The sequence below is a fragment of the Polynucleobacter asymbioticus QLW-P1DMWA-1 genome, from assembly GCF_000016345.1.
GTDB lineage: Bacteria > Pseudomonadota > Gammaproteobacteria > Burkholderiales > Burkholderiaceae > Polynucleobacter > Polynucleobacter asymbioticus.
On the sequence record NC_009379.1, the window covers coordinates 375,234 to 388,296 of the forward strand.

Sequence of the window (13,063 nt, forward strand, 5' to 3'; positions counted from 1 at the left end):
AGACCGTATCGATTACTTAACTAGTTGATCGAGTTTGTTCTTTACATCTTTCCACTCATCCGCATCTGGCAGTGCGGGCTTGGACTTGGTAATGGAGGTCCAGTCAGGGGATAGCTCAGCATTGAGTTTGATGAAAGATTGTTGATCTCCAGGAACATCATCTTCTGCATAAATTGCATTGACGGGACACTCTGGTACGCATACAGCGCAATCAATACACTCATCTGGATCGATCACTAAAAAGTTAGGACCTTCACGAAAGCAGTCAACTGGGCAAACATCTACGCAGTCGGTGTATTTGCAGCGGATGCAGGATTCGGTAACAACGTAAGTCATAGCGTCTTAATTTCGAGAGCCCTTAAGGGGGCTTATAAGTGGTAAAAGATCAATTTTAGCTGAAATAAGCCTTTTTACTTGAGGTAAAGTTCCCCCTATGAATACGTCAACAAATACCCAAACTAATGCCCAAAAGCCCAAAATCTTGGTTGCTAGGGCCATATTTCCTGAGGCTTTGGCCAAATTAGAGGAATCCTTTGAAGTTCGATCCAATCAAGCTGATCAGATTTTGACTCCTGAGGAGTTAAAAAAAGAACTTGCTGGGGTTGTTGGGGCTCTGGTTACTGGCAGTGAACGCATTGATGCTCAGGCATTGGCGCAAGCAAAAGATCTGAAAATTGTGGCTAATATTTCAGTCGGTTACAACAACTTTGATGTACCAGCAATTACCACTGCTGGAGTGATGGCAACGAATACCCCGGATGTACTGACAGATACAACGGCAGACTTTGGATTTGCCCTTCTGATGGCAACCGCTAGACGCATTACAGAGTCTGAGCATTGGATCCGCGCAGGTAAGTGGGATAAATGGTCGATTGTGAATAATCCACTAGGGATGGATTTGCATGGCAGCACTCTAGGCATTATTGGTATGGGTCGTATTGGCCAAGGTGTTGCTAAGCGTGCACTAGGTTTTGGAATGAAGGTGATTTATCACAACCGTAGTCGTTTATCGGAGGCGGATGAAAAGGCGTGTGCTGCCAGTTATGTTTCTAAAGAAGAATTACTGCGTACTGCCGATCACGTTGTTTTAGTTTTGCCATATAGCGCCCAGAGTCATCACACTATTGGGGAAAAAGAGCTCGCATTAATGAAACCCACTGCAACCCTGATAAACATTGCCCGCGGGGGTATTGTGGATGATCTTGCTTTAGCTAAAGCGTTGAGAGAGAAAACCATTTTTGCAGCTGGCTTGGATGTATTTGAAGGTGAGCCTTCGGTGAATCCTGAGTTGCTTAAATTGAGCAATGTCGTATTAGCCCCTCATATTGCAAGTGCAACTGAAAAGACGCGTAGAGCAATGGTGGATTTAGCGATCGATAATTTACGTGCTGCCTTGGGTGGTAAAAAACCACCTAGCTTGATTAATGCGGAAGTATTTAAAGCAGAATAATCTAAGAGCAGCGTAAGCACATCGAAGTCGAGTAATTACTCGGCTTCGATTTCTTCTGGAAGTTCCCGGAGTGCTAATTCAATGCCGCCGAATTTGCCGGCTACCCAGTTGTAGACTTTGCAGGCAATCCACAGCAAGCCATAACCCAATAAAGCATTGAGAATCAAAGCCGAGAGTACTGTAAATCCTGGAATCGCTCCGTCACGTATAAAGGCTACAAACAACGCCAATAAAACGATCGGTACAGAGAAGCATAAGTAGACAAGTACTAGTGTTTTGGCGGTATGGGTTGGGTCGAGAAAGACGAGTTCTTTTTTGGTAAGTTTCATGATGACGCAATCTTAAAGCAGTCCTTCAAAAAGTGCTATATCTACCCAGTCTCCAGCGGCAATATTTCCTTGCTCGTGAGCCAAGATCACAAAGCAATTTGCCTCACTCATTGAGCGCAAGATTCCAGCGCCTTGGCTACCAGTCAGCCTGAGGGTAGGCTTACCATCAGAACCGCGTCCTAAGATGGCACGTTGGAATTCAGTACGACCGGGCTTTTTGCGGATGGCAGTTTCAGAGATTGCTTGAATCAGAGGTGGCTCTGTTTGTTTAGCACCATTCAGTTGCAAGAGAGCACTTCGCACGAATTGGTAGAAAGTGACCATTACCGCTACTGGATTACCCGGTAGGCCAAAGAAGAGGGTTTTGCGAGCAGACGGATTTCCAGGAGCAGCCTTGAGAACGCCAAAAGCCATGGGACGACCGGGCCTCATGGCAATTTTCCAGAAGCCAACATCACCCAGCTCTTGCATGATTTGTTTTGTGAAATCCGCCTCACCTACCGAAACGCCACCAGAAGAAATTAATACATCTGCTTTTTCACTTGCCTCTATAAATGCTTTTCTCAATGACGTTGGGTCATCGCGAACAATACCGCAGTCGATGATTTCTAAATCGAGGCGATTAAGTAGACCTGTCAAGCTATAGCGATTGCTGTCGTACACACTACCAGCATCAAGCGTTTGGTTCAGTGCACGAAGTTCATCACCGGATGACAAGATGGCCACCTTGAGTTTGCGGCGAACGGGAAGCGTAGAGATTCCAAGCGACGCTACAAGACCTAAGTCCGAAGGTCGTAAGAGACGTCCAGCACTGATAGCTGCTTTTCCTTGCTTTAAATCTTCACCTCTTAAGCGGCGATTCTCGCCAACTTTCAATTGATCCTGCTTAAAGCGAATAGTGCCATCTTGTTCGCTTGTAAATTCTTGTGGAATAACGGTGTCGCAACCTTGTGGCATCAAGGCGCCAGTCATAATCTTCAGGCACTCATCTTTACCAATACTGCCCTCATAAGGCTTGCCAGCCAAGGCTGTGCCGACTATACGCAAACTAATCTTAGGACTACCTACGCTCAAGCAAGCCCCATCAAATGCATAACCATCCATTGCAGAATTATCTGCAGCTGGCACATCAATAGGGGAGAGTAAATCAGCTGCGAGGATGCGATTAATCGCTTTGTCTAAAGAGACAGTTTCAATTTCCTGAGGGTCTTGAGCTGCATTTGCTTCTTGCAATAGTTCTGCAACCAAATTGGTGATTGCTTTTCTCGCTTCATCCACATGCAGTGATGGCGTCAGTAAGATAGGACTATTGGGCGAGTATTTCATAAAGCTGCTTCCAGAATTTTTAATTCCTCAGGGGTATTTACATTGGCAAACGCCTGAGCATCATCAAATATTACAGTGCTACTTTTAAGTTCTTTAAACCAGCGATCAATTTTCAGATCACCTTTTGTTAGAAAGGCTGTGAGTGAGTCTTGCAGATTCGCGCGCATAAGGCAAAACACAGGTTGCGCCCAAGTCTTTCCAGATTCGAGGCTAGAGGCATAAACCAAATCAAAAGGACCACGCTCCATTTCAGCCGCTAGGCGTGCCGCAAGGTCTAGGGGTAGTAAAGGGGAGTCACATGGGCTCGTCAATAGATAAGATGTTTTACAAGCCTTAAGACCAACTGAGAAGCCTGCCAATGGGCCAGAGAAATCGGGAGTTTCATCCATGACGACTGGATAACCATAGCCCGCATACTTGGTGATGTTGCGGTTCGCATTGATCAGAATGGGACCCACTTGATTCTTTAGGCGGTTGATTGCAGATTCAATTAAGGGTTTTTGGTGAAAAGAAATTAAGCCTTTATCAATTCCGCCCATGCGTTGGGCGCGACCACCAGCCAGTATCAGACCTGTAATATTTTCAGGGGAGATCATTAGCCGCCGATATAAGACATTTCGACCTTACGACTACTACTAGTAGGGTTTGCAGTTTGTGAGCCTCTGATTTCAGAGTAGTGGTCATTGCGCTGTGCCCAGGTGTTCATGATGGCGTTTGCAATTTCCAAGTCGCTACCGCCGGAACGAAGCAACGATTTGAAGTCAAACCCCTCATTAGCAAATAAACAAAGATACAGTTGACCGTCAGTGGATATGCGGGCGCGTGTGCACTCATGGCAGAAAGCCTGAGTCACGCTGGAGATCAACCCTACTTCGCCTGAGCCATCTAGGTAGCGCCAGCGCTGGGCTACTTCCCCGGTGTAATTGGCATCGATTGGTTCCAGTGGGAATACGGCATTAATTTGGGCGATTACTTCCTTGGATGGAAGAACTTGCTCCATATTCCAGCCATTGGAGCTACCGACATCCATAAATTCAATAAAACGAAGAATGATGCCGCTTCCTTTGAAGTGCTTTGCCATCGCAATGATTTCATGATCGTTTGTTCCCTTTTTAACGACCATATTCACTTTAATGTTAGCAAAGCCAACTTCTTGTGCAGCAGCTATTCCATCTAGAACATCTTCAACAGGAAAATCTACATCATTCATCTTTTTAAAGACATCATTATTTAAGCCATCAAGACTCACTGTTAAGCGCTGGAGTCCAGCAGCTTTTAGTGCGGCTGCTTTCTTGCGAAGAATGCTGCCATTAGTGGTCAAGGTGAGATCAAGTGGCTTGCCAACCGTAGTATGAATTTTGGCAAGCATTTCAATCAGAATTTCTAGATTTTTGCGAAGTAGCGGTTCACCACCAGTGAGGCGAATTTTTTCAACACCTAAACTAGAGAAAATAGAGGTGAGTCTGGTAATTTCTTCAAAGCTTAATAGTTCTTGGTGAGCGAGGTAAGGATAGTTTTGATCAAAGACCTCTTTGGGCATGCAATAGGTGCAGCGGAAGTTGCAGCGATCAGTGACAGAGATGCGCAGGTCACGCAAGACGCGCCCCCGAGTATCTTGCGTGCGTCCATGTGGCGTGATGAGCTGTGTGCCAATAGACGGCACAAGTCCTTTGCCTTCATCAATACGAATGGGGATTACTTTTTCAACCATATACTGAATTATGGCTGTGAAACGGGGTTTCTGCCAAACCGCCACCAATCCTTATGAGATTAATGACGGTCTGGAGAAAATCGTTAAACCGTTTTTTCTTGGCCGCCGGTTTCAACTAAAACCATTGGGCCATCTGGCAATGCTGCAGCCGGCTTAGGAGTTCTGCCTAAGTTACTTGCAACAGGTTCTGCTTTGATCTGACTTTGCGCTTCTGCATGCTTTGAGGAATCGGTTGCAACCCAAATCATGCCAGCAGACTGCACCACGCTATGCAAAGGAGTTTCTTCAAGTGCCTGGAAGGCAACTTTTGGAAGCTCAGGCGCGGGCTTTGTAATCACTTCTACTGTCGCTTTTGCTGCAACTACGGCAACAGGTATTGCTACTGGAGTTGAGCTTGGTGCAGAGCGATTAGATTGACGTGGAGCACGTGGCGCTCTTTCTTGTTTTTCAGCAACTGGCTTTGCATTGCTAAAGCTATTCGTAATGTTCTGAATAGGCATCGATGCCGATGCGCCTGCCATACCTACAGGAGGGCCTGCAAATGGACTAGCAGACGAAGCAACTACTGCGGGCGATGCATCAGTCCCACCTTCAGTACGTTCGCCACGTTCGCGTTGACCACGACCACGACCACGACGGTTGCGACCACGACCACGACGCTCTTCACCTTCAACTCCTGGGGTAGCATCCGTTCCTGGAGCAGCTTCAGTTGCAGGAGTTACTGCAGCTGGGTTTGCTTGGTTACGATTGCCTTCTTGGCGCTCTGGCTTAGGACCGTTTTGATTATTGCGGGTACGGTTATTGCGGGTACGGTTGTTGGTACCTTCAGCAGGAGTGCTAGCAGGGCCTTCAGCTGCAGCGGCCGCTGGACGTTCTGCACGTTCACTATTGCGCTCATTGCGATCACCACGACGACCCCGATTACCGTTGCGATTATTGCGATCACCATTGCGACCTTGGTTACGACCGCGCGTATTGCTTGGTGCTGGTTTTTCTTCTACCGCAGGGGAGGAAGAAAATAGTTTCTTAATGAATCCAAAGAGGCCGCCAGAACTTTCCGTAGTAGTTTTTTCAGTACGTGCTGGACGTGGCTGGCTAATTGGTGCTGGCTGAGCAGGAGTGATGCCTTTAACGGCTGCTTCTGGACGCACTTTTAATTCGGCATCCTTACGACTTACTGTCGTATCAGTTTCCAATTCACGCGCAGCTTCTTCTGCCATCACGTAGCTTGCTTTTTGATCATCTAAACGAGGATCATCATGACGCAAGCGCTCTAGCTTGTAATGTGGTGTCTCTAAATGCTTGTTCGGAACCATCAAGACGTTTACTTTGAAGCGAGTCTCAATCTTAATGACTTCAGCACGCTTTTCATTCAAGAGGAATGCAGCCACTTCGACTGGTACCTGTGTATGAATCGCTGCAGTATTCTCTTTCATTGCCTCTTCTTGGATGATGCGCAGAACTTGCAATGCAGAAGATTCGGTATCACGAATGTGGCCAGTGCCATTACAGCGTGGGCAAGTCACATGACTACCTTCAGAAAGGGCTGGTCGCAAACGTTGGCGTGACATTTCCATCAGGCCAAATTTGGAGATCTTGCCCATTTGAACGCGAGCACGGTCATGACGTAGGGCATCGCGCAAACGATTCTCTACATCTTTCTGAGCCTTGCTAGATTCCATATCAATGAAGTCGATCACGATCAATCCACCCAAGTCACGTAAACGTGCTTGGCGAGCGATTTCATCGGCAGCTTCTAAGTTGGTGCGGGTTGCGGTCTCTTCAATATCAGAGCCACGGGTTGCGCGTGCTGAGTTGACGTCCACAGAAACCAAAGCTTCAGTGTGGTCAATGACGATGGCACCGCCAGATGGCAGTGGCACCGTACGTGAGTACGCGGTTTCAATTTGGTGTTCAATTTGGAAGCGTGAGAACAAAGGTACATCGTCGTGATAACGCTTCACTCTTGGCAAGTTGTCTGGCATAACAACAGACATAAATGCTGCCGCTTGTTCATAGATGTCATCGGTATCGATGAGGATCTCGCCAATATCAGGTTGGAAGTAATCACGAATCGCACGAATCACTAAACTAGACTCAAGGTAAATCAACAATGGTGCTGAATTACCTTTAGCTGCTTCATCAATCGCTTTCCACAACTGCATGAGGTAACTTAAATCCCACTGCAATTCAGTAGCATCGCGACCAATACCAGCAGTACGAGCAATGATGCTCATGCCTTCTGGAACTTCTAATTGGGACATTGCTTCGCGTAATTCTTGACGGTCTTCACCTTCAATGCGACGGGAAACACCGCCTCCGCGTGGGTTATTTGGCATTAATACCAAGTAACGACCGGCCAAGGAGACAAATGAAGTGAGGGCTGCGCCTTTTTGGCCGCGCTCTTCTTTTTCTACCTGAACAATGATTTCTTGACCTTCACGCAAGGCATCCTTAATGGAGGCGTTGCGAACGTCAATACCTTCTTTGAAATACGTTCTGGCAACTTCTTTAAATGGTAAGAAGCCGTGACGCTCTTCACCGTAATTGACAAAACATGCCTCTAAAGAGGGTTCAATGCGGGTAATGACACCTTTGTAAATGTTGCCTTTGCGTTGTTCACGGCCGGCAGCTTCAATATCGATATCAATGAGTTTTTGACCATCAACGATGGCAACTCGCAACTCTTCTTGTTGAGTTGCATTAAACAACATGCGTTTCATAACACTCTCCTATGGGGGAGGGCGTCGCTGCGGCGTTGCGCTAGGGGACAGGTTAGGTGCCGCCAAGGATTAAACCTTGAGCGGTTTACTAGTGTGGATCATGCAAATCTAGGCCTTTTTGACCTAGTTCACCAAATTAACGGTTGGTTAAATCGGTGCCACACTTGACGATCGCCGCAGAGACCTCCTTTAGGTCATCAATGCAGGCGCGCGCCTGAAAACTGTCTTCTAATCGCGGGTCGCGGCATACGGCACACCAACCCTGCGCCTCATTACAACGGGGGAGGGGCAACCCCGGGAGTCTATTAAAGGGCGACTCCAAGCTCCACGATTCAAACCTGACTTCAGGTTGGTCTCGGGCCAATAAATTGGCTAGAGCGTTGATTATACGGCACAAGTTGAATGACAATGGGGTATCGTTGAGTCCCTTGCCATCCTCTATTGGGGTGACAAGAGAGATAAATCATGAAACCCAGTCCCATACCCAAGCCTTCCAAGACCCAATCTGCCCCACCGGCAGTCCATTTGCAGACAATCGGCCCTGAAGAGGCTGGCCAGCGTTTGGATAATTACTTGCTACGTTGGGCCAAAGGGGTCCCCAAAAGTCACGTTTATCGGATTATTCGCTCAGGTGAAGTCCGAGTAAATAAGAAGCGAGCTGAGCCCACTACCCGGCTGGTTGAGGGGGATGTGGTTAGAGTTCCTCCTGTCAGAATTGCTGAGCCTGCCCAGATGGCGGCTGTTAATACCGCCCAGACCAAGTCCCGTGCGCAGGGCTATTCCGACAAAATGCCCATCCTGTTTGAAGATGAGGCACTCCTGATTGTGAATAAACCAGCGGGATTGGCGGTTCATGGCGGCTCAGGAATTGCTTTGGGGGTGATTGAAACCCTTCGAATTACTCGTCCCGAGTTGAAGTTTTTGGAATTAGTGCATCGCTTGGATCGCGATACCTCCGGAGTTCTACTCTTAGCTAAGAAACGGAGTGCTCTCGTTGAATTGCATCGCCAGATTCGTGAAGGCCAAACAGACAAGCGCTACTACTTGCTTGCACATGGTGAAATCGAGCAGGGCGCGCAAGTGATGCAACTGAAATATCCGCTTCATAAGTATTTACTGGCAAATGGTGAGCGGCGCGTTCGTGTTGATCCGGACGGATTGCCTAGTCACACCGCATTACGAGTGACTCAAGTATTCAAGCGGGAAGGTGCTGCGATCACATTGGCTGAGGCTCAGTTAAAAACAGGGCGCACCCATCAGATTCGAGTACATCTTCTAAAGCTAGGACACGCTATTTTGGGTGATGATAAGTATGGATTTGAAGATCAAGATAAGTTACTCAAATCCAAGCGACTCTATCTGCATGCCCATCTGGCCGGCTTTACGCACCCACGTACCGGTGAAAAAATGCGCATTGAATCACCTTTGCCATCAGAATTTGCAGCCATGATGAAAACCTTTGATGTTGCTGATGTAAGTGAATGACGCAAACTAATAAACCAGAACGTCGATATGACTTGATTGTGTGGGACTGGGATGGAACCATTATGGATTCCACGCCCACCATCGTGTATTGCATTCAGCAGGCGTGCCGGGATCTGGGTTTTAAAGAGCCAGATGACACGTTGGCTAGTTCAGTGATTGGATTGGGTATTCATGATTCATTGCGACGAGCAGTTCCTTGGATTGAGCCAATTCATTTTCAAAAATTGACGGATCGTTTTCGCTATCACTACTTGGCAAAAGATCATGAGCTTGATTTATTCGTCGGTATCCGTGAATTGCTTGAGGAACTCCGCGCCGACAATTATCTCTTGGGTGTAGCAACAGGTAAGTCGCGTGTTGGCTTAGATCGGTCTTTGAAGCATCATCAAATTGGCCATCTTTTTCATGAAACACGCACTGCAGATGAGTCATTCTCTAAGCCCCATCCTGGAATGCTCTTAGAGCTTTCAGATGTATTGCAAGTACCCACAAGGCGCATACTCATGATTGGCGATACCACCCATGATTTAGATATGGCTGCTAATGCTGGGGTTGATGCAGTCGCTGTGACCTATGGCGCTCATCCACCCGATACGCTAAAAACTTCGCAGTCATTGACCCATGTGGATGATGTGACTCAATTATCAGCATGGCTTAAATCAAATTTGACAGCCCCACTGAAGTAATAAAAGCTAATAGTAGTTAATCTTGAAATACTAAGGAATAGTAAAAATGGAAAATAATCCAAATCCCAACTGGGAACGCCAAGCGCTAGAGCACTTGCTTTTGGAGAGCTTAAAAGAGACACGAAAAGCCCGCCGCTGGAAAGCAGTCATGCGAGTGCTAACCTTGTTGGTTATCGTAGGGGTTCTTCTGGTGGTGTTTGATTTTCATCTTCCAGGACGTGGCATGGGGGTGGAAAAACATACTGCGATGGTGACCCTAGATGGTGAGATTTCTTCTAGCTCCATGGCAAATGCGATGGATATTAATTCAGCGCTAACAGCTGCTTTTGAAAATGAACATAGTGCGGGTGTGATCTTGCGCATCAATAGCCCTGGTGGGTCACCAGTGCAAGCAGGAATGATGAATGATGAGATTCATCGTTTGCGCAAACTGCATCCAAACAAACCGTTTTACGTAGTGGTTGAAGACATTTGTGCTTCTGGTGGTTACTACGTTGCTGTTGCCTCAGATCAAATTCTGGTAGACAAGGCCAGCTTGGTAGGCTCCATTGGTGTGATCATGGAAGGCTTTGGATTTACTGGCTTGATGGATAAGTTGGGCGTAACCCGTCGCATGATTACTGCGGGTTCAAATAAGGGCATGTTGGATCCTTTTAGCAAAGAAGAGCCCAAGCAAGTCGAGATGGTGAAAACGATGATCGATGAGATTCATCAGCAATTTATTGCTGTGGTGAAAGAGGGTCGTGGCGCTCGCTTGAAGGAAACGCCAGATTTATTCTCCGGCCGTATTTGGAATGGTGAGCAAGCCGTTAAATTAGGGTTGGTTGATGGTTACGGTACTGTAGATTCAGTAGCGCGAGATATCTTTAAAGCGCCTGATATTTTGGATTACACCCAGAAAGAAAACTTTGCAGAACGCGTTGCAAAACGTTTTGGTGCAGAAGCAGGTGCCGCAGCTGGCAAGGCTTTAGTCAAGGCGCCAGATTTGAAGTAAGCGGAATTGAATTTGAAGTGTTGATTTTCATTTAGGCCAATAGTAGAAATACTGTTGGCCTATTTTGTAAGGGCGCGCAAGCAGCTTCATTGGGGTAACGTTTTTTCCAATCGGCAATCGATAAGGTGGCAAGCATTTCCGATTGAAGGGTGAGATCGATGCCAAGGCACAACAGTGTCTGTGGCGACAAAGAATTCAAGCATGCCATCAGCATTGCGGTATTGCGATAGGGCGTTTCAATCCAAATTTGAGTTTGCTGTAATTTTCTCGATTCCGCTTCTAGCTGTTTGAGCTTGGCGCTGCGTTCATGGGTGTCATGAGGCAGGTAGCCCTGAAAAGCAAAACGTTGTCCGTTCAGGCCGCTACCCATCAAACCCAATAAGATTGAACTGGGGCCTACTAATGGCTTAACCACTGCCCCTAGTTGATACGCTGCCAGCACGAGCTCTGCACCAGGATCGGCAACACCTGGAACACCTGCTTCTGACATCAAGCCCATATCATTTCCAGCTAGTAGTGGCTTTAGTAAGTCGCTTGGTTTAACGGCATCACCATATTTTGCATTGCGTGCAGCGCCACGCCATTCACCCATTTGCATTTCTTGAATACTGCAACTTAAGGGGGTAACACTATCAATTGCTTTTAATAAAGCCCGCGCTGTTTTGGCATCTTCCACAATCCAGTGTTGAAGTTTTGCTGCTTGCGTCATCGTTTCACTTGGTAATACCCAGGGCAGTTGTTCTATGCGTGCATCATCACCTAAGGTGTTGGGAACCAAGTAGAGTGTGCCAAGTTTTGCCATAAATATTTTTTATTCTTATAAATTATTTAGTATTTGTTTTCGATGGAATAGCAAAGCCCGCATCACGCAGTAAACCCGTTAGTGCGATCAAGGGCAAGCCAATGAGTGCAGTGGGATCATCGCTTTGAATCGCCTCTAGAAGACTGATGCCTAGGCCTTCAGACTTGGCGCTACCTGCACAGTCATAAGGCTCCTCCGCAAGTAAATAGCTTTCCAGAACTTCATCGGAAAGTTTGCGAAAGGTTACCTCCGTAGGAACATTCAACGTTGTTTGTGTGTCACCTTTCATTAAGCACAAGGCTGTATGAAAGGTCACGGTGGCTCCACGCATTAATTGCAATTGCGCGAACGCTCTTTCAAAGTTGCCTGGTTTTCCAATCGCCGCACCACATAAATCTGCCACTTGATCTGAGCCTATGACCCAAGCATCTGGATGTTGTTTCGAAACTGCTGCTGCTTTTGCGTGAGCAAGTCTGAGTGCGAGGTCTAGAGTGCTTTCACCGGTGCGTGGTGTTTCATCAACCTTTGGTGAAATCACTTCAAATGGAATGCGAAGGCGCTCTAAAAGCTCGCGGCGATATTGGGAGGTGGATGCCAGGATGAGGCGTAGATTTTGGGAATTACTCATATTGCTGGTGCTTTCGCGCTGACCTTCATTTAGACTGATGTCATGAATCGTAATCAAGTTTTACCTCAAGTTCACTTATCGACCGAACCAAGCGCTTTGAAGCGGGTCGATTTTTGTGCCCCCCAGCCCTACAAAGGATCTGGATTTTTAGCTATTTCAGATTTGCCCAGGATCGCTGAGGAAGCGTCTACTGTGATCGCTGGGGACGGTTTCGAATGGCAATTGGAGACCCATTTTGAGGATTCTCCAGGCAGCGAGCCTCGCCAAATACTCGAATTAGGGCTTTCTGGGCGTTTACACCTCATTTGCCAGCGTTGTTTGCAAGATTGCGCGGTGGATTTAGCTGAAAAACGCCGTTTTGTCATGGTTGCTAGCGAGGAAGAGGCTGACAACTACCCCATGGAAGATGAGGGGCAAGATCCTTTGGTGGCTAGTCAGCATTTCAACCTCCTGGAAACCATTGAGGACGAGGTTTTACTGTCTTTGCCTCTCATTCCCAAGCATCCGGATGAATTTTGTGAGCCCCATGCCTCTATCTTCGGTGATGAGGAGGTTCTTGAGGTGTCTGAGGAGCGCGAAAATCCCTTTAACGTATTGAAAAATATGAAGAAAAACTAAGAAAATGGTCTATAAGGCATCTGTTGTTTTGACTGCTCATTGCAGATAAATCAAGCATTTAGACGCTTTTTCATGTTAGAATATCGGCTTGCTTAGGAGTCCAATATGGCCGTTCAACAAAATAAAAAATCACCTTCCAAACGTGGCATGCACCGTGCGCACGACTTTTTGACCGCACCTGCTACGGCTGTTGAAGCCACAACTGGTGAGGCTCATTTGCGCCACCACATTTCACCTAACGGCTACTATCGTGGTCGTAAAGTGGTTAAAACAAAAAACGACTAATTTTTTAGTCTAAACAGATAGAAGCG

General features: G+C 47.0%; 14 protein-coding genes. 6 read left to right on the forward strand and 8 right to left on the reverse strand.

Going from position 1 to position 13,063, the window contains the following annotated elements; genetic code table 11:
* Positions 1–12 precede the first annotated feature (12 nt).
* Positions 13–336 (reverse strand): ferredoxin FdxA, encoded by a 324-nt coding sequence (gene fdxA, locus PNUC_RS02010; protein WP_011902228.1) that lies wholly within the window; start codon positions 334–336, stop codon positions 13–15.
* 97 nt (positions 337–433) lie between these two features.
* Between fdxA and PNUC_RS02015 the strand changes: the two genes are divergently transcribed.
* Positions 434–1,450 carry a 2-hydroxyacid dehydrogenase gene (locus tag PNUC_RS02015; RefSeq protein ID WP_011902229.1) on the forward strand — a complete coding sequence of 339 codons (1,017 nt, stop codon included), beginning with the start codon at positions 434–436 and terminating at the stop codon, positions 1,448–1,450.
* A 35-nt stretch (positions 1,451–1,485) separates the two neighbouring features.
* On the opposite strand, the gene PNUC_RS02020 is transcribed toward PNUC_RS02015, so the two are convergent.
* The 5 genes from PNUC_RS02020 to PNUC_RS02040 form a co-directional block, all read right to left on the reverse strand.
* Complete coding sequence (locus PNUC_RS02020) at positions 1,486–1,779, reverse strand: hypothetical protein (protein ID WP_011902230.1); 294 nt, start codon at positions 1,777–1,779, stop codon at positions 1,486–1,488.
* A 12-nt stretch (positions 1,780–1,791) separates the two neighbouring features.
* A complete protein-coding gene (gene moeA / locus PNUC_RS02025) occupies positions 1,792–3,105 on the reverse strand; it encodes a molybdopterin molybdotransferase MoeA (RefSeq protein ID WP_011902231.1) in 1,314 nt (437 codons plus the stop codon).
* Positions 3,102–3,701, reverse strand: a complete 600-nt coding sequence (gene mobA, locus PNUC_RS02030) for a molybdenum cofactor guanylyltransferase MobA (RefSeq protein ID WP_011902232.1) — start codon at positions 3,699–3,701, stop codon at positions 3,102–3,104. The genes moeA and mobA overlap by 4 nt, the downstream gene beginning before the upstream one ends.
* Positions 3,701–4,816 carry a GTP 3',8-cyclase MoaA gene (moaA, locus tag PNUC_RS02035; protein WP_011902233.1) on the reverse strand — a complete coding sequence of 372 codons (1,116 nt, stop codon included), beginning with the start codon at positions 4,814–4,816 and terminating at the stop codon, positions 3,701–3,703. Before moaA ends, mobA begins: the two co-directional genes overlap by 1 nt.
* 83 nt (positions 4,817–4,899) lie before the next feature.
* A complete protein-coding gene (locus tag PNUC_RS02040) occupies positions 4,900–7,539 on the reverse strand; it encodes an Rne/Rng family ribonuclease (protein ID WP_011902234.1) in 2,640 nt (879 codons plus the stop codon).
* Positions 7,540–8,004: 465 nt separating this feature from the next.
* Between PNUC_RS02040 and PNUC_RS02045 the strand changes: the two genes are divergently transcribed.
* The 3 genes from PNUC_RS02045 to sppA are packed head-to-tail and all read left to right on the forward strand — an operon-like array spanning position 8,005 to position 10,704.
* Positions 8,005–9,024, forward strand: coding sequence for an RluA family pseudouridine synthase (locus tag PNUC_RS02045; RefSeq protein WP_011902235.1), 1,020 nt, complete (start codon positions 8,005–8,007; stop codon positions 9,022–9,024).
* Entirely contained in the window at positions 9,021–9,710 is a 690-nt protein-coding gene (locus PNUC_RS02050; RefSeq protein ID WP_011902236.1) for an HAD-IA family hydrolase, read from the forward strand. Before PNUC_RS02045 ends, PNUC_RS02050 begins: the two co-directional genes overlap by 4 nt.
* A 46-nt stretch (positions 9,711–9,756) precedes the next feature.
* Entirely contained in the window at positions 9,757–10,704 is a 948-nt protein-coding gene (sppA, locus tag PNUC_RS02055) for a signal peptide peptidase SppA (RefSeq protein ID WP_011902237.1), read from the forward strand.
* A gap of 31 nt (positions 10,705–10,735) precedes the next feature.
* On the opposite strand, the gene PNUC_RS02060 is transcribed toward sppA, so the two are convergent.
* Positions 10,736–11,506 carry an SAM-dependent methyltransferase gene (locus PNUC_RS02060; protein WP_011902238.1) on the reverse strand — a complete coding sequence of 257 codons (771 nt, stop codon included), beginning with the start codon at positions 11,504–11,506 and terminating at the stop codon, positions 10,736–10,738.
* A 22-nt stretch (positions 11,507–11,528) separates the two neighbouring features.
* The gene (locus tag PNUC_RS02065) at positions 11,529–12,134 is read right to left on the reverse strand and encodes a Maf family nucleotide pyrophosphatase (protein WP_011902239.1); all 606 of its coding nucleotides are present in this window, start codon (positions 12,132–12,134) and stop codon (positions 11,529–11,531) included.
* A gap of 42 nt (positions 12,135–12,176) precedes the next feature.
* On the opposite strand from PNUC_RS02065, the gene PNUC_RS02070 reads away from it, so the two are divergent.
* Positions 12,177–12,752, forward strand: coding sequence for a YceD family protein (locus tag PNUC_RS02070; RefSeq protein WP_011902240.1), 576 nt, complete (start codon positions 12,177–12,179; stop codon positions 12,750–12,752).
* 105 nt (positions 12,753–12,857) lie between these two features.
* Positions 12,858–13,037: a 50S ribosomal protein L32 gene (gene rpmF, locus PNUC_RS02075; RefSeq protein ID WP_011902241.1), complete on the forward strand. Its 180-nt coding sequence runs from the start codon at positions 12,858–12,860 to the stop codon at positions 13,035–13,037.
* Positions 13,038–13,063: the final 26 nt, after the last annotated feature.

Coding starts and splice junctions, on each gene's coding strand:
- fdxA (WP_011902228.1), bottom strand. CDS start 336: ATGACTTACGTTGTTACCGAATCCTGCATCCGCTGCAAATACACCGAC.
- PNUC_RS02015 (WP_011902229.1), top strand. CDS start 434: ATGAATACGTCAACAAATACCCAAACTAATGCCCAAAAGCCCAAAATC.
- PNUC_RS02020 (WP_011902230.1), bottom strand. CDS start 1,779: ATGAAACTTACCAAAAAAGAACTCGTCTTTCTCGACCCAACCCATACC.
- moeA (WP_011902231.1), bottom strand. CDS start 3,105: ATGAAATACTCGCCCAATAGTCCTATCTTACTGACGCCATCACTGCAT.
- mobA (WP_011902232.1), bottom strand. CDS start 3,701: ATGATCTCCCCTGAAAATATTACAGGTCTGATACTGGCTGGTGGTCGC.
- moaA (WP_011902233.1), bottom strand. CDS start 4,816: ATGGTTGAAAAAGTAATCCCCATTCGTATTGATGAAGGCAAAGGACTT.
- PNUC_RS02040 (WP_011902234.1), bottom strand. CDS start 7,539: ATGAAACGCATGTTGTTTAATGCAACTCAACAAGAAGAGTTGCGAGTT.
- PNUC_RS02045 (WP_011902235.1), top strand. CDS start 8,005: ATGAAACCCAGTCCCATACCCAAGCCTTCCAAGACCCAATCTGCCCCA.
- PNUC_RS02050 (WP_011902236.1), top strand. CDS start 9,021: ATGACGCAAACTAATAAACCAGAACGTCGATATGACTTGATTGTGTGG.
- sppA (WP_011902237.1), top strand. CDS start 9,757: ATGGAAAATAATCCAAATCCCAACTGGGAACGCCAAGCGCTAGAGCAC.
- PNUC_RS02060 (WP_011902238.1), bottom strand. CDS start 11,506: ATGGCAAAACTTGGCACACTCTACTTGGTTCCCAACACCTTAGGTGAT.
- PNUC_RS02065 (WP_011902239.1), bottom strand. CDS start 12,134: ATGAGTAATTCCCAAAATCTACGCCTCATCCTGGCATCCACCTCCCAA.
- PNUC_RS02070 (WP_011902240.1), top strand. CDS start 12,177: ATGAATCGTAATCAAGTTTTACCTCAAGTTCACTTATCGACCGAACCA.
- rpmF (WP_011902241.1), top strand. CDS start 12,858: ATGGCCGTTCAACAAAATAAAAAATCACCTTCCAAACGTGGCATGCAC.